Here is a 24,842-nt window from a genome sequence, read left to right as displayed (position 1 = left end):
AAAAGCTCTTAGTGGTTCTTTCGTATTACTCCCCGCACCCTTGGGGAAAGGGGTGCGGGGAGAGGGAACAGTGGCTTTTAGCCCACAACTTGTCCCATCTGGAAGATTGGCAGGTACATTGCAATAATCAAACCGCCCACGAGCACGCCCAGAACAGACATAATCATCGGCTCCATCAGTGCGGTCAGGTTATCTACCATATCGTCGACCACTGCCTCATAATGCTCGGCGACTTTCTCCAACATCTCATCCAGATTGCCTGACTCTTCGCCAATAGCTGTTAACTGCACAGCCATAACAGGGAATATATCCTGTTGTCGCATGGAAGCCTGTAACTGGGTACCGCTGGAGACATCGGTTTTGATGCGTTGAATGGCGTCCCTATACACGGCGTTTCCTGTCGCGCCAGCAACAGAGTCCAGCGCATCTACAAGGGGCACACCTGCCGCGAAGGTAGTGGACAGCACCCGACCAAACTTGGCAACCGCTGACTTATCCAGAATTTCACCAACGACAGGCAATTTTAGGACGTATTTATCAATAAAATCTGAGAATTTTTGTGAGCGTCGGTTGGCTTCTTTGAACAGGAATATTGTTCCAACTATGCCCAATAACACTACAAACCACCATGACTGCATCCATTCCGAAAGTCTTACGACCATCTGCGTAAATACAGGAAGTTCTGCGCCGAAGCCCTGAAACAGGCTTTCAAACTGCGGAACAACTTTGACCAGAAGGATTGCTGTCACAACGATAGCTACAACAACAACCGCAATTGGATAAGTCATTGCCTTTTTGACTTTTTTCTTGAGCAATTCAGTTTTCTCAAGGTAAGTGGCGATACGATCCAGCATCTTCTCCAGGGCACCGGCTTTTTCGCCTGAATCCACCAAATTACAGTAAAGGTCATCAAAGTGCTTGGGGTGCTTGCGAAGAGCCCCGGCAAAACTGGTGCCGGAAGCAATGTCATTTCGGATTGCCATTACCAAGTCCTGCAATCCTTTGTTCTCAAGGCCATCGGTAACTATGTCGAAGCTCTGAACCAGGGGCACCCCTGCTTTCATCATCGTCGCCAGTTGCCGGGTTAGCATGGCAATGTCGAAGGGTGTGATTTTTTTACTTCCACCAAACAGAGGTTTTGGCTTTTTCTTGACCTTGTCCGGAATGATCCCCTGTTTGCGTAGCTGGGCTTTAACCAGGGACAAATTGGACCCAGTAAGTTCACCTTTGGACTTGTTGCCTTTCCGGTCTTTACCTTCCCAGATATACGATTCCAGCTTTTGTGCTTTTTCTGCCATGCTTAATCCTTCGTCACGCGGTTGGCTTCCTCAAGGCTGGTTACGCCTTCAATCACTTTCATAAGTGCGGATTGGCGTAAATTTCGGAAGCCTTCGGCCTCAGCCTGCTTTGCAATTTTAATAGAGCTGGCCTCTTCCATAATCATGCTTGCCAGCTTGTCAGTAATCTTGACCACTTCGTAAATACCGACGCGGCCTTTATACCCACCATTGCATTTATCACAGCCCTTGGGGTGGTACAACTTGAACCCTGTATCAATTTGTTCCTGTGTGAACCCTTCGGCCAAAAGTACGTCTTTTGGCACGTCGCCGGGCTGTTTGCAGGCATTGCACAGGCGTCGGCCAAGGCGCTGGGCAATGATAAGGCTAACCGATGTTGCAATGTTGAAGGCGGGAACACCCATGTTCATCATCCGGGTAAGGGTTTCCGGCGCGCTATTGGTGTGCAGGGTGGAAAGAACCATGTGACCGGTCTGCGCTGCTTTGATAGCAATATTGGCAGTTTCCAGGTCCCGGATCTCACCTACCATGATGACATCGGGGTCCTGGCGGAGGAAGGCGCGCAAGGCTTCCGCGAAACCCAGCCCAACCCTGTTGTTTACGTTGACCTGGTTAATCCCTTCGAGGTTAATCTCGGCTGGATCCTCCGCGGTTGAGATGTTGATGTCTTCGGTATTAAGGATGTTCAGGCCCGTATACAAAGATACGGTTTTACCCGAGCCTGTTGGGCCAGTGACCAGAACCATGCCTTGTGGCTGAGCTAATGCATCCAAGTAAAGCTGTTTTTGGTCTTCCTCGTAACCGAGCGCGTCAATCCCCAGCTTAGCCTGGCTAGGATCCAGGATCCGGAGAACAATTTTTTCGCCCCAGAGAGTCGGGAGTGTGTTAACCCGAAAATCAATGGCTTTTGTTTTGGATAGCTTCATCTTGATTCGACCATCCTGGGGTACTCGGCGCTCGGAAATGTCCAGTTGAGCCATGATTTTTATGCGCGCCGAAATCTTGGGTGCAAGTTTAATTGAAGGGCGAGACATTTCCTTCAGCATGCCGTCGGTTCTATAGCGCACCCTGTAGGTTTTTTCATAGGGCTCAAAGTGTACGTCCGAAGCGCCTCCGCGAATGGCGTCCAGCAGCATCTTATTTACATATTTTACGATGGGGGCATCGTCTACGTCACTTGCAGACACGGCTCCTTCATCTTCCTGTTCGCCACCCTCCGTCTCAACGCCTTCCAGGTCTGCATCGTCAAGGTCTCCCATGGTGGTGTCATGGGATTCCAGGTACCTGTCAATAGCTTCGCGTAGTCTTGCATCGTCTACCAGTACAGGATCTGTGCTCAGGCCTGTGTTGAATTTTATCTCATCAAGAGCCTGAATGTTCGTGGGGTCAGAAACTGCGATGAAAAGGCGATTGCCCCTTTTGAAAAGGGGGAGGGCGTTGTGCTTTCGTACGAGTTTTTCGTCAACTATCTTCTCCGGCATCATTTCTGGGAGGAATGCCGAGAGGTCCATAACAGACACCCCAAACTCCATGGCGGCCGAAAAAGCAAGTCTCGAACTGTCTGCCAGTTTGTTCTGGGTAAGATAGGTGATTAAAGGAATCCGGTTCTGAGAGGCCTGAACAAAGGCGTCCTTGGCGATGGCTTCTTCAAGGAGCCCATCATCTACAAAGCGCCGAGCCAGACCGGTGAGCGTGATGTTAGTTTGGTTAGTAGCCATAAACTGTATAAGGAGTGCCGCCTAAGTGACTGAAACGGGGAATCGTTGATTGAGGAGAGTTTAGATGGCTGATGTGGGTTTGGAAAGGTGTTTACTCGATTCGGCGTGCCAATTGAGAGAGGTCTTGCAAAAAAGCGTATGAGCACTGCACTAGGGTGACAAATATTGTCAGCGAATGACGGAAAGCGCCTCTAAGTTCCTTGTGTTAATCTGGCGCTTCATATCAGATTTTTTCAAATTACTGATTTAATGAGATTTTTTATCTTTTTGTTTAGTTGGCACGGAGAGTGCTCTCAGTTTGTCAGGCTCACAAAACCGGTTTCGGGGCAAGTCTCCACCGGCCCCGGGCCATATCGAGTTGATCAACGACAATCGTAGAGGTCGAATATGCAAAGCATGAAAATTAATCACGCCCAGAAGGGTTTTACACTGATCGAACTTATGATCGTTGTTGCGATCATTGGTATTTTGGCGGCTATCGCTATCCCACAGTATCAGGATTATATCGCTCGTTCGCAGATGAATCGCGTATACGGTGAACTGTCTGCTCTCAAGACCGCAGCCGAGGATAACCTCATGCGTGGTAATGCGGCATCGCTTACAGATGGTGATTCTTTGGGTTTCACAAGCTCCAGCTTGTTGACCGCTGCTGGTCCTGCGGTATCTTTTGATGCTACAACTGGTGCGGGTTCAATTATTGGTACGCTAGGAGGCGACGCTGGCACAGCTGTTGCGGGATCGAAAATCGCTATCAGCCGTACTGCCCAAGGCACTTGGTCATGCGGAGTTGAATTGGGCACTAATACGGATGAGAAGTTCATTCCGACTGGTTGTGCCGAGAGCTGATGATTGGCTTGATTAAAGCGGGCAAGTGAAGTTAAGTCTTTTAACTTTTTGGGCCCAAATCAGAAAGTCCGAACTCCCTACGAGTTCGGACTTTTTTGTTATCGTAAGTAAGAGCAGAAGATATACGCATGCAGAATTTTGCACGATCCGAATGTTAGATTTTTTATGCAAGAATAAAGTCGATATGCACAGGGATGGGCTCCTATGATGGCCAAATTGATGAGGTTGCGAATTATATCGTTGTTTCGGTTTGGGCTAGTGCTTTTTGTGTTAATTCCCGCAATAAATTTTCTTAACGTATTCCCTCTGAATTCCGCTACCGCTGACGGGCTTAGTATGTTGGTTGCAGGCAGCATGGCTGGCGGTATCTTGCTCTTCAGTCGTGATCGCCAGTTCACTATGTCCCCGGTTCTTTTCTTCGTTGTTGCACTTATTCTCGTAACGATAGTGTCAGTTGCATTGAACAGCTATTCGCTGGAAGCTACTTGGCGTTGGTACCTGATAAGTCTCGCTTTTTGTGTAGTGGTAGTCCTTGGTTCTGCTGAGCTAATCCGAGCTGAGGGTGTGAATCGTTACATTAATGCGCTTGTGGCAGTGATCTGGCTCGGCGCATTGGTTTATGCGGTATTAAGCCTGCTTCGTTATTACGGAGTGCTGCAATTCGTGATACCGGGGTTGGAGCCTTCTCGTGGCCGCTTAGGGGGGATTTGGGGCCAACCAAATCTCACCAGCACGACTGTCTGGTTGGGCTTGCTCGCGAGTATTAGGCGATTTGACTGGCGGAATGCCCCCTATAAGCTAAGTATATCCATTTTTATATACGGATGGGTGATCGCGTGTGCAGCATCGAGGATGTCTTGGTTGTATGTCGCGGGCTTGGTGTCACTCATTATTGTTAGCTCGTTTCCTGTCTGGCGCAAGGCAGAAACTTCGGCAATAAGGGGCAGATTGGTGCTAGCCCTTTTGGTGGTTGTTGTCCTTTTTTTTGTGGTCCCGGTGGTCAATAAGCCTGTTGGGGGTTGGTTGACAGACCTTGGCATGCTAGATCGGCCTGAAAGTATAGCGCTAACTGATCGTGATATTTCCCAAGATGCTGCCAGGCTATCTGAATTCCGAAAGCTGGGTAATTCAATTTCTGAATTGTCGGTTCAGGGTTGGATTGTTGGTATGGGTCCCGGAAACTACGCTCGTTTCTCTGCAAACGCAGATCTCGATCTACGGCCTGAGGATCTCGTGCAGGTAATATGGTTGCATTCCCACAATCTGTTTACGATGGTCTTTGTTGAGTTGGGTTTGCTAGGCTTTATGCTTCTCATTACCTTGTGTGGGGCAATTGGCTGGAGGCTTCTTAAGAAGCCTATAAACAGTGACTCCTTTTTTGTCACTGGCGCTCTTGGGATCATTTTCATCCACAGTTTGCTTGAATTCCCTCTGTGGTATCCATGGTTCTTATTTTTGACTTGTTGTTTAACTTCTCCGCTATTTCCCGCATACGCAGTTAAGTCAGAAATTCCTTATTTGAAACCGGTGGTAGGAGGTCTGATTGTCTTGATGACACTCGGGCTTTTGGTGAATGTTGGTAGCCAGTATCGCACTATTGTTCGAGTAGCGGCTGACCCGTCGCCAGATGGCCAGGAATACCAGTCTCTGGCGCTGCTTGCGAATGATAGTTTGATGGGGCCTTATGCAGTATTGAGGCGCTACCGCGACTTTGCACCGGAAGAGTCCAGCTTAGATTGGCAGCTAAGAGAGGTGCAGCGCATTAAGGCGTGGCAGCCGCGCGATCTGGTGTTGCTGCGTGAGTACTCGTTGTTGGTCTTGAAAAGAGATGTTGCGCATGCTTGCGAGGCTGGGAGGCAAACAGCATATCGTTATCCAAGATCGGCGCCGATCATGTTGGAGCATGCGGTGATGTCTAAAAAATTGAAACCTGCGGAAGTGATCAGGTTGGCGGAATGTATTGAAAGAGGGCTTGCTCCATGGGGGGAGACAGTACCTTCGATGAAAAAAAGGAATCTCGAGTCGCAACGCTGATCATTGGTTGTGAGGCTTGATCGTTGCTAAGGGTGTGGCAATAAAGGCTTTTAGAGGTAATCTCATTTTTAGTCAGTATTTTGGCTCCGAAATTGCTTAATATAACTTAACTTAACTGCCAGAACCTAAATGCTGATGACTAAAAATGCCGGCTTTACCTTGATAGAGCTGATGATCGTCGTAGCGATCATCGGCATATTGGCTGCCATTGCTGTTCCTACCTACCAGGGGTACGTAATAAAAACCCAGACAAACCTTGCTGTAGGGGAATTATCAGCCTATATAGCCCCTTTTGAAGAGCTCGCAGGTTCCGGGGGAGGCGTTACAAATAGCGATATTGGCTACAGTCCGTCAAACCTTACTGATGGCGAACAGGCTATCAATATAGGCATGCTCAATCCTGACGGATCGGGGCAGCTTCAAGTGACTCTGGGTGGCACTGCCCACCCGAAATTGACAGGTTTGATTCTGCGCTTTAATCGCGATGCTGCTGGCAGGTGGGAGTGCGTGGTTGATAATACAGCAATAGCAGCGAGCTGGAAGTCGTCCTATCTGCCGACCGGCTGCCGATTGTAAGTATGTCAGTTTGATTCGAACTTTTATTCTTATCCTTGGCTAGGGTATGTAATGCAAAAAGTCTGGAATGCTGGTCTTTGGTTATTAGTTGCTGTCGTGTTCGCCTGCGTTTTATTTGCAGATTTTTTGTCACTACCATTCGATACATATGCTTCGCAGCGATTTATATTGGTTTACCTGTTGGCAGGGGTGGTTAGCTTTTCAGCGGTGGTGTTGGTTTATCGGTATGGCTGGGCTCTATTCGACCGCATATGGCCTGCTGTCTTGGTCGCGGGCGGGTTTAGTTTGTTGGCACTGCCGTTTGACGAGGTACCTTTTAGGTGGGCCGAGCCTGGATTGTATGCGGCGTTCTTTCTAGGTTTCGTCTTGGTGGGCACTTTAGCTGTAAGCGATAGGAATAAGCAGTGCTTTGTTGGTGTTTTGGTTAGTGTTGCAGCTGCCTCGGCTTCTTTATACGGTGGCGCGACTATAACTCTGTACCTGTTTGCACTTTCTGACCGAGTAGCAAACTTGTCGGATTTTATTCCGTGGGGCTTTGTCAATATTCGCTATTGGAGCCACATCGCAACGTGGTTTCTGCCATTGTTGCCACTGGCTGTCCTCGTGGGGCCGCTGCGCAATCAGAGATTGTGGCGATTTTTCACTGCACTGGGCGCGGCAATTTGGTGGTGGGTTGTGTTTCTTTCGTCCTCTCGAGGAACGATGTTGGGGCTTGGGTTCGGGGTGCTTGTTGCGGTTTTGTTGATCGGTCGTCCGACGTTGCCCTGGCTGAAGACATTTTTGCGTTATCTGGCATATGGCATCATTTTATGGTTGTTGCTTTCAGTATTGGTCCCCTCGGTATTACTAGACGAAGTTAGTATTCGTTCGTTGAAAGCGGATGCATCTGGGCGCATGCCATTATTTATCGAGGCTTGGCGCATGAGCCTCGAAAACTTTCCCCTAGGTATGGGACCGCAATCCTGGGTGACGCATGAGGCTATTACTGAAGCTTACCGCCGGTCTCCCAAGTTCGGTCACCCCCACAACATGTATTTAATGTGGGCAGCTGAATATGGTTGGGTGTTAATTGGTGCTCTTCTGTTATTGGTTGGTCAGGCGGCCCGACTTTTATGGCAGCGACGGAGAGAAGTGCATTTGGGAGAGCATAGCGACCTTGCTGTGCCTCTGGCTGCCTTTACCGCATCGGTTGCAGCCGCCCTGCTTCACGCTGGAGTTTCTGCGGTATTTATGGCTCCTGGCTCAATGCTGACCGGTTTTCTGGTGCTCAGTGTATTCTGGTCATTGCTTGCCACTGGATCGAGTTCGTCTGCCACCAGGTTTCCTAAAGCAAGGGCTGGAACAGCCATTTTTGCTGGGCTTCTAATCGGCCTATGTTGCCTATGCTGGCTGAATGAGGTCGAGAACTATCACAGGGCCATGGAAACGGATCGAGAATTCTATTTCGAGAATGTGCCTGCTGGAACAATGCCGCGATTTTGGCTTCACGGAAATTTTCCCCGTCACTCGAGTCAGATGCCTTAGTGGCAACTGATGCTCATGAAGCGGTTAAGAATAGTTGGTGGGAGCTTTATGCAGCCAACGTACATTCAAGCCTGCTAGTTGAGTATAATCATCTCGCCTTGCGTTCTATTAGCGGTGCTCCGGCACCACCCTCCCCATTCATCTCAACACTAATCCTAGGCGCAGCAACATCAATATACCGCTCCTCCATATTCCGCTTCAGCAGCAAGTTAAACGCCCGAGAAACATCCCACTGGCACTCCGGCTTGGTGCGCATCCGCATCCGCAATACCGGGCAACCTTCTTCAAAAGAATGAATTCCCTGCATCTCAAGCGGTGACCAGATCAGCCAGCGCATATCCGGCTGCGTCCGCAGTTCCTCTGCGGTTTCTTCCATCAGAAGTATTGCGTCATCAATAGGCAGTTCACGGGGAATCCGGATTTTGATCAGCGCGATACCAAACTGGCGCGACATGTTGTGAATGGAGCTGATTTTGCTGAAGGTGATGTGATGAACAACACCTTCTAGGTCCCGCAACCTAACAGTTCGTAAGTTGAACCCTTCCACTGTGCCCATGAAGCCGTTGATTTCTACGAAATCACCGACCGACATGGAATCTTCAACCACAATAAACAGGCCAGTGATCAAATCCTGAACTAGCGTCTGGGCGCCGAAACCGACTGCGAGGCCGATTATGCCCGCACCGGCCAGAAGGGGCGTTACGTCCACGCCTAATGTGGATAGGCCTACAAATATCCCTACAACGATGATGGTAATCAGCAGAGTGTTCCGGGCGATGGGAACAATTGTCTGGGCCCTTGCTGGATTGATTCTTTTCTTTCGATCGCCCTCGCGTAGTGCCCTTTCCAGCAGTTCGTCAACAAAGATCCAGGCAATGCTGGCGATTAACCATGTGAGAATTATACCGATCAGGCTGTTCGTCAGGCCGACACTGATCGGTGGTTTTTCGCCCAAACCGAGTAATGATAGGTCCCAGGTCTGGAGAATCAGCTCAAAAAACGCCATCCATGCAGCAATCTGTAGCAAGCGGTATCCAAAACGCACTAATCTTTGGCTGAATTTACTGAGGGCCCGATGCTTGGGGCTGTTTTCCTGAATGCCGAACAAACCCTGGATGGCCAGTGTGGCCGCAAGCAGTAACGCGCAGATCATTGCTCTGCCCAGGGCCTCATCAGCCTCTCCACCATTTGCGAAAACCGCTACCACCGAGGCGCTGATAGCGAGCAGCATTGGGATATGCCAAAGCCTCGCCAGCAAAGCTGTCACTTCGCGCCCGACACCCTGATTCTTGCGTTGTTTATAGGGACGATTGCGAATCAGATGAGTGACGGGGCGACGGTTTCGAATAATAAGGAAAAAACTCAGCAGAGCCGCGACTATGCTGAATATCAGGGCGAGGGCGCTGGCCAGTTCTGTGCCGAGTTGCGAGGTGAGCTCGGCGGTGCCCAGGGCATCTTCTAGAGCGAAAAGCGCGCCTATGATGAACAGTGGCACCAGAATTCGCCGGCGTAGTATCAGAACGGCAGTTTGGCGATGACCGCTGGAGAAGATGGAGATGGTTACATCAAAGAATGTGGTCAGTGCCCGGGCGCACAGGGCGGCGTACGCAAGAATCAGAACGGTGGTTTGAGCACCTTCTGACATGCCGAACGTGGGAAGTCCCGCCAGGAGCGCGGTAAAGGTAATCAGCCAGGGTAAAAGACGCCGCGCCAGGTGCGCTATCAGCATCCAGGGCCGAGGTTGCCTCGGCATCTCTACTGGCCAGTCTCGCCAGGCGTATAACATGCGGGCCAGGCGCGAGAGACCCCATAATGCGAACAGCCAAGCGGTGAGTCCGGCAAGGGTTTCCATAAGCACTCGAAACGATGCGCCTGCCAGTAATTTTTCGGCCGCACTGTAGGCATTTCTGAAATTTGCTTTCCACTTCCCAAGTGGTGATTCCGCATTGCTATCCGGGTTGGCGGCTTCATCAAACAGAACCGCCAGAGCGCCCAGCAGACCTTCTCCGCCGGCCCTCGTTTGTGCGGTTTGCGAAGATTCCGCTACCAGCCCCTGCTGGAGTGCCTTGAGTTGTTCTACGAGAGCCTGCCGACTTTCGTCATCCTGCAAAGCCTGGATAGTGACCTCAAGAGATTCCGTCAGTTGTTCGGGTGACGCCTGCTGTTCATCGGCTTGCTCAGAAGACCCTCCCGAAAGCCCGGGAATACCGGGAAGCGTGAAGGGTTGGGCCTGAACAGTGCTAGCTGCCGAAAACAGAAGGAGAAAGCCGAAAAAGTACTCAGTGAACCTCAAATCTCAACCTCTTCAAACAAATCCGGTACCTCAGCGTCCCACCCGAACTTTTCATGGATTCGCTTGCGCATGATGTCGCTGGCCAGCATTTCGCCGTGGGTAACATAAACCTTTTCTGGCTTAAGTGTTCCCTGTTCAAGCCATTGCAGAATTTCATTGTAGTCGCCGTGAGCGGAGAGAGAGCCCAGGTTATGAATTTCAGCTTTCACGGGCCAGTATTCTCCATGAATTTTTACCGACTCTACACCCGCTACCAACCGGTCGCCCCGGGTTCCTGGAGCTTGAAAGCCTGCGAACACGACGCTGTTTCTATAGTTCGGTAGCAGAGTTTTCAGGTGGTGGAGGACCCGCCCACCGCTGGCCATGCCACTGGCAGATACGATGATGCAAGGGTAGCGGGCGGAGTCCAGCTTGATGGATTCATCCACGGTGCGGACGAACGTGGTATGAGCGTCAATCATTTCGCATTGGCTGGCGCTTAGTTTGTGTTCTTTATGATGCTTGCAAAATATTTCTGTAGCTTTGATGGCCATGGGGCTGTTTAGGAACACGGGGAGTTTGGGAATGCGCCCTTCTTTCATGATTTTATGAATCACGTAGAGCAGCATCTGTGCGCGGCCAACAGCAAAAGCCGGTATCAATACGATGCCGCCACGGCCAGCGGTGCGAGTGATGATCTCGGCAAGTTCGGTCTCCGGGTCGGTTTCCTCATGCAACCTGTCGCCGTAGGTTGATTCGCACACAAGCACGTCAGTTTTGCTGATCGGCTCCGGTGGACGCATGATCGGGTCAATTTGCCTACCCAAATCCCCGCTGAACACCACTGTGCGATCATCAGCTTTGTGGTGAACATGCACGCAAGCAGACCCCAGGATGTGTCCTGCAGGGGTAAAGGTGACTTCAAAGTTCTTCACCGGCTCAAAGGTTTCGTGGTAGTGAAGGGGTTCAAAATGTTTCAGAGCTTCCATTGCATCCTTCACCGTAAAGAGCGGTTCCGGGTGTGCATGCTTCGAAAATTTCTTCCGGAAAGCGTATTTTGCGTCCTCTTCCTGCAAATAACCCGCATCCGGAAGCAGCACTTTGCACAAATCATGGGTGCCCTTCGTGCAGTATATCTTGCCTTTGAAGCCATTTTTCACCAGTGCAGGCAGGTAACCAGAGTGGTCTATGTGGGCATGAGTAAGAACGACTGCATCAATGGTACTGGGCTCTACAGGGAACTTTGACCAGTTTCGTCTACGAAGGGTTTTAACGCCTTGGTACATACCGCAATCGATCAATACGCGATGCTTGTCATCGGAAAGCAGGTAGCGTGAGCCAGTTACCGTGCCGGTACCGCCGAGGAAACGAAGTTTCATACACGAAAGACCTTATGAGCAGGTGGGTTAGGTGCGTTTGAAGTGAGTTCTACAAGATTGCCTGAAAGCTACCCTGCAGAAAAGCCTCAGTACGGTCAGCTGTTAATATTTGCTACTATCCAGAAACTTTATCGAAGCAGGATCCATGGCATGCACTATAGCTCAATACTCCCGGACGTTATTAAAGTAGCGGATGAAGCCAGCACCAAAGTTCTTCATATCTACCAGTCTGATTTCAGGGTGAGCTACAAGGAAGATGAATCACCTATCACCGCTGCGGATGTTGCGAGCCACGAGATTATAGTAAAAGGTCTCCGTAACATAAGTCGGGACATCCCAATCCTCTCCGAAGAGGGTATGCAGGCTAGTTGGGAAGAGCGCAAGCACTGGCGCCGGTTCTGGCTGGTTGATCCGATTGATGGCACCAAAGAGTTTACCCAGCGTACCGGCGAGTTCACGGTGAATATTGCCATGATTGAAGACGGAGTGCCGGTAATGGGTGTGGTTACAGCCCCTGCACTGAAAGAAGCTTTTTGGGGAATAAAGGGTGAAGGCGCTCATAAGCGTGACCGAACCGGGCAGGTTCACCGTATCCGCGTTGCGGAGCCCCCGGCGACCAAGCGAGTTGTCGCCAGCAAAAACCACATGAATGATGAGACCCGCGACTTTATTCGAGCACTTGGAGCCCACAAAACGATTCAGGCTGGCAGCTCCCTGAAACTTTGCCGCATAGCCGAAGGCCACGCCGATCTTTATCCGCGCATGGGGCCTACCAGTGAGTGGGATACGGCCGCAGCCCATGCAGTGTTGCTTGCGGCGGGCGGCAATGTGAACACTATGGATGGCGAATCCCTGAGGTATGGCAAAGAGGATGTGTTAAATCCGTATTTTATTGCTGCAGGAAACTGGTATTTTTGATACGCATTTAGGGTTTCCGCTCACCATAAATTAACTACGGAATCGTATGACTTGGTACGCGCTGCAGCACAAGCCTGCCCAAGGTGATCGCGCATTGGCGCATCTGCAAAATCAGGAGATGACCTGTTTTTACCCGAAAATTCAGGTGGAAAAAATAAAAGCTGGAAAGCGGTCTATAAAACTTGAGCCGCTTTTTCCTGGTTACCTCTTTGTGCAACTGGAGCAAACCGATCCATGTTGGGCAAAGCTACGCTCAACCCGCGGCGTGCTGCGCGTCGTCAGCTTCGCTAATAAGCCGGCAGCCATTTCTGATGAGGTGATCCAGCAAGTTAAACAGGGCCTCGATACGGTTCAACAGCATGGCGGGCTGAAACCTGGAGAGGCCGTTCAGCTAAGCGAAGGCCCGTTCGAGGGCATCAACGCAGTTTTTCAGGCTTATGACGGTGAAGAGCGGGCTATTGTGTTGATCAGCTTTATGCAGAAACAACAATCAGTGAAGGTGTCGGTTTCGGCCATAAGGCACTAGTCCGGAAGGCTTACTGGGTATTAACGTAAATAATAAGGTCTACACTGTAGGCTAGTAAGTCTATTGGCGCTGAACCAGTTCTCGCAGGATTGTTCGCTCCCATTACAAAATACGTGCTCCAGGTTACAATTTAATGAATGAGATGCAAAACACGCCCCCGGCCGGTCAGCGGCCAGATTATTCCGATGAAATCAGCTTGGTTGACCTGGTTGCAACGTTTGTTCGCAGGCGCCGGGTTTTTTATGTGGTGTTTATTTTCGTCACCTTAGTTGGCTTGGGGTACGCGCTGTGGATGCCGGACGAGTTCGAATACGTTAGCCTTGTTCAGATCGCGCAAAAAGACAGCAAGGAATTTGTGCAGCCTCCCGAGACAACTATTGCAACGCTGGAGAGCCGTTGGTTGCCAGAAGTGCAGACGCGTTATCGCGAAGAGCACGGCAGAAAGCTGCCCTTCGATGTGGTTTTCAACAATCCCGAAAGCACCGGTCTTATTCGTTTTGAAAGCATTACGACAAAGGGCGAAGGTCAGGCGGTTAGCGCTGCCCACAGTGCCCTGATAAACAGCGTTAAAGACGACCAGGATGTATTGATCAAGAGCGAACGGCAGAGCTTGCAGCGACAGATCGAATCTGTCGAGAGCGCTGTTGAGACATTGAAAGGTGAAAAAGATGCTGGTGAAGCTATCGCCGGTGCCATAGAGCGGCGTTCAAAGCTTGAGGGTAGGCTTGAGGGCCTACAGGGAGTTGAGGTACTAGTTACCAGCCGTCAAAGTGCCGAAAAAGTAGCCCCTAAACGCAGTCTCATCGCTGTGTTGGCGGTGTTGCTCGGCAGTATGTTGGGCGTTTTTTTGGCCTTTATGAGCGAGTTTGTGGCCTCGGTAAGAGAGCAGGTAGCAACTGAGAGCGCTGGTGAGGGTGCTGGCTGATCTTATTTGAATTAGATGCACTTCTGATGCTTTCACAGCCTTTGACGCTTCCGCATTCATTTCTCACATGTGTCAGACTTTTTGTCACTTGAATGTCACATACGATGCCGTAGAATTGCCCCGCTTCAGACTTGGAGTATTCACATACTGACAGGGATGCAGTCGGGAGCGTGTTTTCCCCTTCTCGTTTTTTTCCTGTCATTGCAGGCAATTTACTTCTATGACCTTAAAACACTGGGCGTTGGTCGGTGGGGCGGTAGCGTGCCTGACGAGCACTGTAACGAAAGCGGCACCATGGCTTGAGCCAGGTGATGTACGTGCCCGATATGCTGTCCAGAAGCTCGCTGATCGCGGTCAGCTTCAGCGCCCTGTCACAAGTTGGCCAATCATGTGGGGCTCGATAACCAGTGGGTTGAGTGAGTCAGAAAACAATTCTGACCCCGCCACTGGGCTCGCACGCCATTACCTTGAGTTTGAGCGGAGCCAGCAAGCGTCACCTGGTTTTCGTACTGAGTTTGAACTCTCTGGCACAAATGAAGTGTCAATGGTTCAGGGTTTCGATCGCGGCCCAATGTCTGAGGCGACCGCGAAACTTGACGTGCAATGGCAGGGGCAGAACTGGGCCTTCGGAATCAGCCCGGCTTACGCCCATAATCCCGATGATGATGAGAGCTTTCGCCTGGATGGCTCCTATCTCGCCGCGACCGCAGGTAACTGGGTGTTTGGTGCGGGTGCTATTGATCACTGGTGGGGGCCGGGTTGGCAATCGAGCCTTATTTTATCCAACAACGCCCGGCCAATGCCCTCAGTATGGCTGAACCGAAAAGACGCCTCAGCCCCTGAGAGTCGTTGGCTGAACTGGGTTGGTCCCTGGCAATTCACAGTATTTGCCGGGCAGTATGAAAAAGAACGCACAGTACCGGAAGCAAAGCTAATCGGTATGCGCCTGAATCTTCGCCCGCTGAATGGGCTGGAGTTGGGCTTTTCCCGGGCGATTATGCTCGGTGGGGAAGGTCGACCTGAGGGTGCTTCTACAGTCTGGAATGCGCTGATCGGAAAAGATAACGGCCAGCTGGAAGAAGACGACCCGGGCAACCAGCTTGCCAGCATAGATGCGCGTTATGGTTTTGCAATTGGCAAGCAAGCGATGGGTGTCTATGGCCAGATGATGGGTGAAGACGAAGCCGGTGCTTTTCCCGCACGCAAATCCTGGCTTCTGGGCACCGATTGGACGAGCCAGATGCTAAGCGGCGAGCAGCAGTGGTTTATAGAGTACGCCAACACCCTTGCTGATGACTTTTTGGGCGACGCCATGCCCAACATCACCTACGACCACTCTCGTTACAATAGTGGCTATCGCTATTACGGCCGAACCATGGGCGCTAGCTTCAGTGGCGATGCCGAAGCCATTACGCTAGGTGGCTTCCACTTCTTTGACGACGGTCGCAACCTGTCGGCCAGCTTGAGTTTTGTCGAATTCAACAAAGACGGAATAAGCCGGACACCGGTGGTTGATGAAGACATCAAGTTGATGGTCCCGGCTGAAAATGCCAAACAAGTGATCACAAAAGTTGGCTATGGCACAGAGTTTTTAAGTGGCTGGCTGGACCTAAGCGCTCAGTTTGCCGATAAAAAACTTGAGCTGATTAATCCGGCAGAGAATGAAGCAGGCCAGTGGTCTGTTGGCGCGAGTTGGCGATACCGTTTCTGACAAACTTAATCTGATTGATAACTTCAAACTTTTTTAAACATATACTGGATACCCGCTGTGAACTTTAAGAGTTTCCTCTGTTCTTTGGCATTACTCATGCCTCTCGGTGTTGCTGCTCAATCGATAACACCTGCCCAAATCCAGCAGTTTAAATCTCTACCCAAAGCCCAGCAGGAAGCGTTGGCTCGCCAATATGGGGTGGACCTGGATGAGGTTCAAAGCGGAACGTCGCAGTCTCAGTCAAATGTAAACCGAGACATCTCTGTCGTTGAGCCCCTTGAGAGAGGCTCGGAGCAAGGGGGGGGCGAGAACGAGGGGAAGAGCAAGCCTTCAAAAGAAGAGCAAGCGTTCAGCACTAAGAACAATGGCCTGAAGCCATTCGGCTACGAGTTGTTTGAGGGCAAGCCCAGCACCTTTGCGCCGGTAACTGAGATTCCGGTGCCAGCAAATTATACGCTGGGCCCTGGTGACGAATTGAAAGTTCAGCTTTGGGGTAATGAGAATCGTCAGCTATCTTTGGTTGTTTCTCGCGATGGCACCATCGAGATGCCAGAAAGAGGGCCCGTCAATGTCGCGGGCATGAGCTTTCAGCAAATCAGAGAAGAAATCAGCCGGTTGGTTGCAGAGCAGTACATTGGTGTAAAAGCGGCTGTGTCTCTCGGAGAGTTGCGCAGCATGCGAGTGTTCGTGCTTGGAGAGGCGCGCACGCCAGGGTCCTTCAGTGTCAGCTCGCTATCCACCATAACCAACGCCCTTTACGTATCGGGCGGCGTTCGCCACACTGGGTCTTTGCGCAATATACAGCTGAAGCGTAACGGGAAGGTTGTAGGCACGTTGGATCTCTACGACCTGCTGCTGAAAGGCGATACCAGCGGTGATATACGCCTTCAGCCCGGAGACGCAGTATTTATTCCGGCTGTAGGCCCCCGGGTAGGGATTGATGGAGAAGTCTATCGCCCAGCGCTTTACGAAATTAAAAACTCCACCACGTTAGACGGCTTGGTAAATCTGGCTGGAGGTCTCACCTCTCAAGCCTATCCGCAAATAACGCGCATCGAACGTACGAACCAGGATTATCTTCGCGTGATCGCGGAAGCCGACCTCACGAATGACCAGGGCAAGCGCGCTAAGGTTAGACCCGGTGACCGAGTTTCAGTTGCATCTATCGCGGATGTAACCGGCCAGTATGTTGAAATAACCGGTGCGGCAACCCGGGAGGGCAAGTTTGCGTGGGTACCTGGGATGCGGGTGAGCTCCATAATCCGAAATCTGGACGCAGATTTGTTGCCAATTGCAGACACGAATTTTGCGGCTTTGGTCAGGACAAATCCTGAGTCCCAAAAAATTTCCGTGCTTAGCCTTGAGCTTAAAGCTGCCTTAGCCAGCCCCGGCGGTGAAGAAGACCTGGTACTGCAAGAGAAAGACCAGATTTTAGTGTTTTCGGATGAGGGTAAGGGCAATTTTAAAGAAAGCTTCCGTGAACAGGCCACTGTGGGGAGTGGGTCCGGAATGGGCCAAGACCGTATTAATGCGCAAAAAGATCCTCAGCGTTTCCGTCGCGATGTACTTTTCAGTCCCGTTGTAAGACGTTTAAAGGCTCAGGCTACGCCGCTAGCGCCTCAACAGACAATGACCATCAGTGGGCCGGTTCGTTACCCGGGCGAATATCCCCTGCCGGCAACAGGAAAAGTGAAAGATGCCATTGTTATGGCCGGCGGGTTGACGGATTCTGCACTGATGTTAGATGCGGAGTTGGCCCGTCGAAACCTGAGTGTTGATGGAGTAGAGCAAACCCAGCTCCGTACCGTCAGCCTAGCTGATGCAATGAACGACGAAACGGAGATACAGCTGCAAAGCCGTGATCGCCTGATGGTCAGGTCCATCCCTCTGTTCGGCGCCACACGTACGATAAAACTGGGAGGTGAAGTAGTTTATCCAGGTGAGTACACATTCAGCGACGGCGAGACGCTGGTGGACGTGCTTGAGCGTGCAGGAGGGCTTACCAGCAATGCCTTCCCGCAGGGCGCGGTATTTACCCGTAAAAAGTTGCGTGAGCTGGAAGCTCAGCGCCTTCGGGAAGCTGAAGAACGACTCCAAGGGGATCTGTTGGGGGTTCAGCTGGATGGTGACAACTTCGGTGGCCAAAATGCACAGCGAGTGGAGCAGGTTCAGGGGCTACTGGACGATGTACAGAGCAGCCGCCCGGTAGGGCGCATGGTTATTGATCTTGCCTCAGTTCTCGAAGATAGCAGTTACCAATCTATTCGCCTTCAGGATGGTGATTCTTTAAATATCCCAACCATTCCACAGGCTGTGAGTGTGTTCGGCGAGGTACAATTCCCCACAAGCCATCTGCACTCGGCAGGTTTGACGGTAGACGACTACCTGGAACGTTCTGGCGGACCTACTCGCCAAGCGGACGAGAACCGCGTGTATGTGGTAAAAGCAGACGGCTCGGTAATGTTGCCTGAAAAAAGCGCATGGTTTGGTGGTCGGAGTCAGCAGCTGCAGCCTGGTGATACGGTTATCATGCCGATTGACGTGGATCGCCTGAATCAGCTGGAGCTTTGGACTAACGTAAGCCAGATTGTCTATCAGATGGCGTTGGGTGCTGCTGCAGTGGGGAATCTGTGATGAGTAACCCCAGCGTGAATCAGTTACAAAAACAAACTTACCACTCTGACGATGAAATAGACATTCGTGACCTTTTGGCTACTCTGTGGGGCCGCAAATGGGTCGTCATACTTTTTAGCATTGTATTTACTGCCGCCGGTATCTTCTATGCGGTGAGTAAGCCTAATATCTATGAGGCTAGTGTGCTTTTGGCTCCGGCTCAGGATGAAGGCAGCGCAGGTCGCATAAGTGGTCAACTCGGTGGTCTCGCCAGCTTGGCTGGAATCAATATGGGCGGCGTTGGGGCCAACCAAACGATTATGGCTAAAGAGGTGCTGCTGTCTCGGGTATTTTTGACTAGCTTTATTCATCGTCACAGCCTAGTGGTTCCGCTTATGGCCGCTGAAGCGTGGGATATCGAAGGTAAACGTTGGATCATCGATACAACAATCTATAACCCGAAGGAAGAAAAGTGGCTCGTAGATGATGAAGGCGAAAGCCTAGAGCCAACGGACTGGGATATAGTGAAAACCTTCAAGGAGCATATAAGTATCTCCAGCAATGACGAAACCAATATGGTAACCGTCAAAATGAAAAGTCAATCACCGACCGCAGCAAAAGAGTGGGTTAAGAAATTAATAGATGATATCAATGAACATATGCGCTCCCGAGATGTACAAGAGGCAGAAGCACGAATTGCGTACTTGGAGGGAAAACTTCGTGAAACTAATATTGCGGGAATGCAGCAGGTATTTTATCAGCTAATAGAAAATGAAACCCGTACTGTGATGCTAGCTAATGCCCAGAGTGAGTATGTTTTTAAAACTATAGACCCGGCGGTAGTTCCCCAAGAAAAGAGCGACCCAAAACGTGTGCTTATAGCAGTAGCTGCCATGATTTTGGGTGGGATGCTCGGGATCTTTGTTGTATTTTTAGGCACTTCTATTCGCACCCAAAAGACAGTAGCTCTAGAAAAAGAATAAGATTCCTCAAACCTGTTGAACGAAATGTTATGCGTTTAAAGGTTTCCAATTCTTTTGGGGCGCGCGCGGCATTATATTAAATTACCTAAACCTTACCAAGTATTAGTGTCTATGCTTTAGTTTATCAGGCTAAACATTGCGGTTATTTAGAAAGCTGATAAAAAATACGGTTTGGAAGTTTATGTTAGTAGATTCTATGTCTTCAAAGATAGGTATGTTCATAGAAAAATATCAGGTGGCTGTAGAATAATCTCGTTCCATTTTGATTTAACTTCATAAGGTAAAAAATGAGATTTCTCAGTTGAGGGCATATGGTTTGTTAGGCAAAATTCGTCGTAGCTCATTGTTTTCAGAGGCCGGGATTTATCTTGTAGTTACGCTCATAAACGCTTCAATTCCATTCCTGCTTTTGCCGATACTTACGCGCTACCTTACCCCTGAGAAATATGGGGTAGTCGCCGTGTTTCAGGTTTGGTGTAGCTTGCTATCTGTGCTGTGCGGGCTCAACACATACGGAGCTGCGACGCGTAAACACTACGATTACGATGAGCCGGATACGCATATGGGGGATTACATATCTGCTTGCGTGACCATTCTCGTAATTAGCGTCATTATCGTTACTATACTCCTACTCCCCTTCTTGGGCTTGTTATCGGAAGTACTGGGATTATCACAAGGCTGGCTTTTGGCTGGGGCGTTGTTTGCGTCAGGCAGTTTTATGGTTCAATTGCGGTTGAGGCAATGGCAGGTTAGAAAAAAGCCTGTTAAGTATGGTCAGTTTCAGATTAGCCAAAGCGTATTGAATATGGGGTTGTCGCTGTTCCTCGTGGTATTACTTACGATGGGGGTTGATGGCAGACTAATTGGATTAACTTCGGCTATGTTCTTTTTCGGTGCTGTGGGAGCGTTATTGCTTTGGCGAGATGAGCTTCTGAAGTTCACTTGGCAGCCTACTTTGATGAAGGACGCACTAGAATTTAGCCTTCCGTTGCTGCCTCATTTTGCAGGAAGTTTTCTGTTGTTGACCGTTGATAGAGCAATTATTAGCTCAGTTCTTGGTCTGGAAGCAGCTGGCCACTATATGGTTGCTGTACAGTTGGCTCTTGCGCTTAACTTAATTTTACAGTCCTTTCATAAAGCATATGTTCCTTGGCTGTTTGAGCGAATAAAAAGAGATAATGCTGAAGAGAAAAAGCAGATCGTAAAAGGAAGTTATTGTTATTTTATAATACTACTTATTGTTGTTTTTCTGGCTTTTATTTTTGGAGGCCCTGTGTTGATTATTGTTGCCGGTCCAGGTTATGAACCTGCTGGGGAAATACTTCCATGGCTTTTTCTTGCTCAAGCAATTCGAGGGATGTATTACATCGTATCCAGCTATTTACTATATGCAAAAAAAACTCAGCAGATATCAAAGATTACGATACTTTCTGGTGTTATAAGTGTTGCGTTTCTGATATTTTTTCTCAAAACTTATGGCTTAATTGGCGCCGCTTGGGCAGGGTGTGTGGGCGCTAGTGTACAGTTTCTGCTTACTTGGTATACGGCTTCACGTGCTATAGTCATGCCGTGGTCACCTAGAAAGTTGTTTCTTAAATAGCATAATCATGGTTTAACTATTAACAGAGAAGAAGCTTGGTAAATATGGATAACATACTTGTCGTCATACCTGCTCGAGGCGGTTCCAAAGGTATTCCCAGAAAGAATCTCCGAATGCTCGGTGGGAAACCGTTGATACAGTATTCTATCATGACGGCTCTGGCATCTCGTTATAAACCTGATGTGTATGTTTCTACGGAAGATGATGAGATCGCACTAATATCTAAGAAAGTAGGGGCATCTATTATAGAGCGGGAGTTAGATAAGGCCAGCGACAACACGACCCTCGACCCGGTCATATATGACTGTATGATTAAGGCGGAAGCTATTGAAGGTAAAGACTATCAATTGGTTGTTACGCTTCAGCCGACATCGCCTCTTATTCGGACCGAATCTTTAGATGCGGCTCTGGGTAAAATGCTCGAAAATGAAAGATTGGATACAATTCTCTCAGTGGTGAATGATACGCATCTCACCTGGCGATATGAGAATTCCCGATACACTCCAAATTACCGGGAGCGTGTGAATCGTCAATACCTAACTCCAACATACAAAGAGACTGGAGGGTTTCTAATTGCCCGAAAGCGCAGCATCACCGAAAATACTCGTATAGGAGGGTGCGTTGAACTTTTTGAGCTACAGGGGGGAGAGGCTGTTGATATCGACAGCCATGAAGATTGGAGTCTCTGCGAATATTACAGGAAGCGTGAGAAGATCCTGTTTGTTGTTTCTGGATATCAGGAGATTGGTTTAGGGCACGTTTATAATTCGCTCATTATTGCGAATGACATTCTTGACCACCAGGTTGAGTTTCTCGTGGATAGGAAAAGCCAGCTCGCCTTTGAAAAAATTTCGTCCAAAAACTATCCCGTTTATATTCAAGAAAGCGATGATTTGATTCGAGATATAGAGCGTTTGCGGCCGAATGTAGTCATCAATGACAAGCTCGACACACAACCCGGTGAGATCCGAGAACTCAAACGAAAGGGCATGAAAGTTATAAACTTTGAGGATCTTGGAGAAGGCGCAAAGTTCGCCGACCTAGTAATTAACGCAATTTACCCCGAGCGGCAAGTTTTGCCCGATCACTATTTTGGTCATGATTATGTAGTCCTAAGGGACGAATTCATCTTAACGCCACCAAAACCTGTTCAAAACGTCGTTAGCAACGTCCTGTTAACATTTGGCGGAGTTGATCCGGACAATCTTACAAAGAAAGTGTTGAAGGCAATTCATCAATACTGCCAGTCTAACGGAATAGGAATCTCTGTAGTAACAGGCTTTGGTTATCGATACCATAGTTCCCTAGACGAATTTGACAATGTCAGGGTCTTTCGTAACACGTCATCTATATCTGATCATATGATTAATGCCGACATCGCCTTCACTTCTGCCGGAAGAACAACCTATGAAATTGCTTCGCTAGAAGTTCCATGTATTGTGCTCGCTCAGAATGAGCGTGAGCTTTCCCACTTGTTTGCCAGCGCTGAATTTGGCTTTCTAAACTTAGGGCATGGTAAAAAGGTGGGTGCCGAAACAATATTGGACATCTTTATTCAACTTGTCGAGAACCCAGCGTCACGAAAGTATATGGCTAGCCTGATGTCGAAGGCAGACCTCGCCAGTGGCCGAAAGAGGGTTCGAAAACTCATAAGAAATGTTTTGGAGACGTCATGAAAATCAAAGATTATTTTTACCGCATTAACCCGCAGGCACGCGAGTTTCATCGCCCTTACATCATTGCAGAAGCGGGGGTTAACCATGAAGGCTCCATGGATACAGCCAAGCGTTTGGTAGATGAAGCCGCAGAAGGTGGTGCCCACGCAATTAAATTTCAGACATACAAAGCCGACACATTGGCCTCGCGGCATTCGCCCGCATACTGGGATACCTCAAAAGAGCCAACGCTCTCACAGCATGAGTTGTTTTCGAAACACGACAGGTTTTGGAAAAAGGAAATGGAGGAGCTCAAAAAATATTGCGATCGGCGAAATATCGAATTTATGAGTACTCCATTCGATGTGGAATCAGCTAAATTCTTAGATGAGTTGATGGATGTTTTCAAAATTTCTTCGTCCGACATTACCAATAAGCCTTTTATAAAATATCTTTGTAGCTTTAATAAGCCGATTATCTTGTCAACAGGTGCAAGCGAACTGTGGGAAATACAAGAGGCGGTCAATTGGATTGAAGAGGCTGGAAACCCTGTCGCGCTTCTACATTGTGTTCTTAACTACCCGACACCTGAGAAGAACGCTAATTTGGGAATGATCCAAGGTCTGCGCAAGGCTTTTCCGGATAAGCTTGTTGGTTACTCTGATCACACGATGCCAGGAGATATGAAAGTTTGTGAAATCGCGGCCCTTCTCGGGAGCGTAATAATTGAAAAACACTTCACACATGATAAGACGTTGCCAGGTAATGATCATTACCATGCCATGGATATGCATGATCTCAGGATGTTTCAGAATAGTATGGATCGAATTTTCGGTTTGCTAGGTGATTTTCGTGTCAAGGCTTTAGCAGATGAAGAAGTTTCTAGAAAAAATGCGCGTCGAAGCTTGGTCGCTATGTGCGAACTAAAAGCAGGGCAAGAAGTTTCTGAAGGAGATATAACGTTCAAGCGGCCTGCATATGGCATTAGTCCTAGATCCATCGAAGAGCTTTTAGGTAAGAAACCATTGGAGGATATTCCTGAAGATACGGTACTTCAGTGGAACATGTTCGAATGAAACCATATTATGTTCTCCTTACCGGTAGTAAAAATAACGCTGGTGATTTTTTAATTAAACATCGTGCGAAATCACTATTTGCATCTAAAAGGCCTGATAGGGAGATTATTGATTTCAATGCATGGGAGCGATTTGATCAAAAAAGGCTTGAGGTTATCAACGGTGCGAAGGCTTTGTTGTTGGTGGGTGGCCCATCTCTTCGGTATGACATGTATCCTGAGATATATCGCTTAACTGGCGATCTTTCTGATATTAAGGTTCCCGTAAGCCTAATGGGAGTTGGGTGGAAGTCAGTCACTGGTCGGTGGAAGGATACCTACAGTTATTCATTCTCAGAAAATTCTATTCAGTTATTGGAGAAAGCTGCTCAATCAGGTCTACCTGTTAGCGTCAGAGATTATCATAGCCTTAATAGTTTGTTCTTTAATGGTTTTACGAATGGTATTATGACTGGATGCCCTGCCTATTATGACCTAAGTTCCCTAGCGAAGTCTCCCGAAATACCACCAAGTATCCAGAAGGTAGGATTTTCACTTGGTGTTTCATTCGTGAAAAGCCCTGGAATGGAACGGCAGATGAAACGGCAAATTATTGCTTGCCGTGACCACTTTGAAACTGCAGAGTTTCAAGTCCTTTTTCATCATTCCCTCACTCCGAGTGTGACGAAGGCCGCCTACGGTGGAGCAATGTCGGAGCATCTTGATAAGCACCAACAGTTTGTCCAATGGCTAGAACGTGAAAATATTGCGTATAAAGATATATCAGGTGATGCGCAAAAATTAATTGAAACGTACAGTAGTGTTGATCTTCATATTGGTTATCGTGTGCACGCGCACATTTTCATGAACAGCATTGGTAAGCTTTCTTTGCTATTTTCAGAGGATGGGAGAGCTAGTGGTAGTCGAGGTGCAATAGGTGGAATGGTTGTAGATGGTTATCATGGGGTTAGAAATGGGATCCTAGCGAAAGCGTCTAGGAAGCTTACGGGGTGGCCTGATCGTTTCATCTCGAATCGATATTCAACTAAAGACATGCTTTCAATGTTAGAATATGAAATTTATTCCGGAGGTCAACGAACTTTGGCCGCAAATTCGGCGATTCACCAAAACTATTATCAGATGACACGATATTTAAAAATGTTGCCGTGAAATTAATTGTACAGTCAGCGTTAAGCTTTTATTAAATGGT

18 protein-coding genes are annotated in these 24,842 nt (G+C 49.0%); 14 read left to right on the top strand and 4 right to left on the bottom strand.

Translation table 11 applies throughout. The features are described 5' to 3' along the window. Positions 1-77 precede the first annotated feature (77 nt). Both Q4501_RS16315 and pilB read right to left on the bottom strand, forming a co-directional pair. The gene (locus Q4501_RS16315; protein ID WP_303597324.1) at positions 78-1,298 is read right to left on the bottom strand and encodes a type II secretion system F family protein; all 1,221 of its coding nucleotides are present in this window, start codon (positions 1,296-1,298) and stop codon (positions 78-80) included. 2 nt (positions 1,299-1,300) lie between these two features. Then, on the bottom strand, positions 1,301-3,016 hold the full coding sequence (gene pilB, locus Q4501_RS16310; protein ID WP_303597323.1) for a type IV-A pilus assembly ATPase PilB: 1,716 nt from the start codon (positions 3,014-3,016) through the stop codon (positions 1,301-1,303). A 387-nt stretch (positions 3,017-3,403) separates the two neighbouring features. Here pilB and Q4501_RS16305 point away from each other — a divergent pair, with 387 nt between their 5' ends. The 4 genes from Q4501_RS16305 to Q4501_RS16290 all read left to right on the top strand — a co-directional run bounded on the left by Q4501_RS16305 (position 3,404) and on the right by Q4501_RS16290 (position 7,996). Continuing rightward, a complete protein-coding gene (locus Q4501_RS16305) occupies positions 3,404-3,862 on the top strand; it encodes a pilin (protein WP_303597322.1) in 459 nt (152 codons plus the stop codon). A 354-nt stretch (positions 3,863-4,216) separates the two neighbouring features. Then, a complete protein-coding gene (locus tag Q4501_RS16300; protein WP_303597321.1) occupies positions 4,217-5,896 on the top strand; it encodes a PglL family O-oligosaccharyltransferase in 1,680 nt (559 codons plus the stop codon). 129 nt (positions 5,897-6,025) lie between these two features. Then, a complete protein-coding gene (locus tag Q4501_RS16295) occupies positions 6,026-6,472 on the top strand; it encodes a pilin (RefSeq protein ID WP_303597320.1) in 447 nt (148 codons plus the stop codon). Positions 6,473-6,523: 51 nt separating this feature from the next. Beyond that, entirely contained in the window at positions 6,524-7,996 is a 1,473-nt protein-coding gene (locus tag Q4501_RS16290) for an O-antigen ligase (protein WP_303597319.1), read from the top strand. Between the two features lie 88 nt (positions 7,997-8,084). Here Q4501_RS16290 and Q4501_RS16285 read toward each other — a convergent pair whose 3' ends face one another. Then, positions 8,085-10,289 carry a mechanosensitive ion channel domain-containing protein gene (locus Q4501_RS16285; RefSeq protein WP_303597318.1) on the bottom strand — a complete coding sequence of 735 codons (2,205 nt, stop codon included), beginning with the start codon at positions 10,287-10,289 and terminating at the stop codon, positions 8,085-8,087. Next, on the bottom strand, positions 10,286-11,647 hold the full coding sequence (locus tag Q4501_RS16280) for an MBL fold metallo-hydrolase (protein WP_303597317.1): 1,362 nt from the start codon (positions 11,645-11,647) through the stop codon (positions 10,286-10,288). Before Q4501_RS16280 ends, Q4501_RS16285 begins: the two co-directional genes overlap by 4 nt. Positions 11,648-11,797: 150 nt before the next feature. On the opposite strand from Q4501_RS16280, the gene cysQ reads away from it, so the two are divergent. The 10 genes from cysQ to Q4501_RS16230 all read left to right on the top strand — a co-directional run bounded on the left by cysQ (position 11,798) and on the right by Q4501_RS16230 (position 24,802). After that, on the top strand, positions 11,798-12,565 hold the full coding sequence (gene cysQ, locus Q4501_RS16275) for a 3'(2'),5'-bisphosphate nucleotidase CysQ (RefSeq protein WP_303597316.1): 768 nt from the start codon (positions 11,798-11,800) through the stop codon (positions 12,563-12,565). 46 nt (positions 12,566-12,611) lie between these two features. After that, positions 12,612-13,091, top strand: coding sequence for a transcription/translation regulatory transformer protein RfaH (gene rfaH / locus Q4501_RS16270; RefSeq protein ID WP_303597315.1), 480 nt, complete (start codon positions 12,612-12,614; stop codon positions 13,089-13,091). 133 nt (positions 13,092-13,224) lie between these two features. After that, complete coding sequence (locus tag Q4501_RS16265; RefSeq protein ID WP_303597314.1) at positions 13,225-14,016, top strand: Wzz/FepE/Etk N-terminal domain-containing protein; 792 nt, start codon at positions 13,225-13,227, stop codon at positions 14,014-14,016. A gap of 220 nt (positions 14,017-14,236) precedes the next feature. Further along, complete coding sequence (locus Q4501_RS16260) at positions 14,237-15,727, top strand: capsule assembly Wzi family protein (protein ID WP_303597313.1); 1,491 nt, start codon at positions 14,237-14,239, stop codon at positions 15,725-15,727. Positions 15,728-15,784: 57 nt separating this feature from the next. Then, positions 15,785-18,361 (top strand): SLBB domain-containing protein, encoded by a 2,577-nt coding sequence (locus Q4501_RS16255; protein WP_303597312.1) that lies wholly within the window; start codon positions 15,785-15,787, stop codon positions 18,359-18,361. Beyond that, positions 18,361-19,323: a Wzz/FepE/Etk N-terminal domain-containing protein gene (locus tag Q4501_RS16250; protein WP_303597311.1), complete on the top strand. Its 963-nt coding sequence runs from the start codon at positions 18,361-18,363 to the stop codon at positions 19,321-19,323. The genes Q4501_RS16255 and Q4501_RS16250 overlap by 1 nt, the downstream gene beginning before the upstream one ends. 316 nt (positions 19,324-19,639) lie before the next feature. After that, a complete protein-coding gene (locus Q4501_RS16245) occupies positions 19,640-20,923 on the top strand; it encodes a lipopolysaccharide biosynthesis protein (protein WP_303597310.1) in 1,284 nt (427 codons plus the stop codon). A 44-nt stretch (positions 20,924-20,967) separates the two neighbouring features. Beyond that, positions 20,968-22,599, top strand: a complete 1,632-nt coding sequence (locus tag Q4501_RS16240) for a hypothetical protein (protein ID WP_303597309.1) — start codon at positions 20,968-20,970, stop codon at positions 22,597-22,599. Continuing rightward, the gene (locus Q4501_RS16235; protein ID WP_303597308.1) at positions 22,596-23,654 is read left to right on the top strand and encodes an N-acetylneuraminate synthase family protein; all 1,059 of its coding nucleotides are present in this window, start codon (positions 22,596-22,598) and stop codon (positions 23,652-23,654) included. The genes Q4501_RS16240 and Q4501_RS16235 overlap by 4 nt, the downstream gene beginning before the upstream one ends. Then, the gene (locus Q4501_RS16230) at positions 23,651-24,802 is read left to right on the top strand and encodes a polysaccharide pyruvyl transferase family protein (protein WP_303597307.1); all 1,152 of its coding nucleotides are present in this window, start codon (positions 23,651-23,653) and stop codon (positions 24,800-24,802) included. The genes Q4501_RS16235 and Q4501_RS16230 overlap by 4 nt, the downstream gene beginning before the upstream one ends. Positions 24,803-24,842: the final 40 nt, after the last annotated feature.

Origin of the sequence: Marinobacter sp. 2_MG-2023 (assembly GCF_030546935.1) — a bacterium.
In the GTDB taxonomy this organism is placed as follows: domain Bacteria; phylum Pseudomonadota; class Gammaproteobacteria; order Pseudomonadales; family Oleiphilaceae; genus Marinobacter.
Note: the sequence above shows the minus strand (reverse complement) of the source record. Positions and strands in the feature narration are given on the sequence as shown.

What these genes read in the sequence shown, in the direction of transcription:
- Q4501_RS16315 (WP_303597324.1), bottom strand. Translation starts at nt 1,298, where the DNA reads ATGGCAGAAAAAGCACAAAAGCTGGAATCGTATATCTGGGAAGGTAAA.
- pilB (WP_303597323.1), bottom strand. Translation starts at nt 3,016, where the DNA reads ATGGCTACTAACCAAACTAACATCACGCTCACCGGTCTGGCTCGGCGC.
- Q4501_RS16305 (WP_303597322.1), top strand. Translation starts at nt 3,404, where the DNA reads ATGCAAAGCATGAAAATTAATCACGCCCAGAAGGGTTTTACACTGATC.
- Q4501_RS16300 (WP_303597321.1), top strand. Translation starts at nt 4,217, where the DNA reads ATGGCTGGCGGTATCTTGCTCTTCAGTCGTGATCGCCAGTTCACTATG.
- Q4501_RS16295 (WP_303597320.1), top strand. Translation starts at nt 6,026, where the DNA reads ATGCTGATGACTAAAAATGCCGGCTTTACCTTGATAGAGCTGATGATC.
- Q4501_RS16290 (WP_303597319.1), top strand. Translation starts at nt 6,524, where the DNA reads ATGCAAAAAGTCTGGAATGCTGGTCTTTGGTTATTAGTTGCTGTCGTG.
- Q4501_RS16280 (WP_303597317.1), bottom strand. Translation starts at nt 11,647, where the DNA reads ATGAAACTTCGTTTCCTCGGCGGTACCGGCACGGTAACTGGCTCACGC.
- cysQ (WP_303597316.1), top strand. Translation starts at nt 11,798, where the DNA reads ATGCACTATAGCTCAATACTCCCGGACGTTATTAAAGTAGCGGATGAA.
- rfaH (WP_303597315.1), top strand. Translation starts at nt 12,612, where the DNA reads ATGACTTGGTACGCGCTGCAGCACAAGCCTGCCCAAGGTGATCGCGCA.
- Q4501_RS16265 (WP_303597314.1), top strand. Translation starts at nt 13,225, where the DNA reads ATGAATGAGATGCAAAACACGCCCCCGGCCGGTCAGCGGCCAGATTAT.
- Q4501_RS16260 (WP_303597313.1), top strand. Translation starts at nt 14,237, where the DNA reads ATGACCTTAAAACACTGGGCGTTGGTCGGTGGGGCGGTAGCGTGCCTG.
- Q4501_RS16250 (WP_303597311.1), top strand. Translation starts at nt 18,361, where the DNA reads ATGAGTAACCCCAGCGTGAATCAGTTACAAAAACAAACTTACCACTCT.
- Q4501_RS16240 (WP_303597309.1), top strand. Translation starts at nt 20,968, where the DNA reads ATGGATAACATACTTGTCGTCATACCTGCTCGAGGCGGTTCCAAAGGT.
- Q4501_RS16235 (WP_303597308.1), top strand. Translation starts at nt 22,596, where the DNA reads ATGAAAATCAAAGATTATTTTTACCGCATTAACCCGCAGGCACGCGAG.
- Q4501_RS16230 (WP_303597307.1), top strand. Translation starts at nt 23,651, where the DNA reads ATGAAACCATATTATGTTCTCCTTACCGGTAGTAAAAATAACGCTGGT.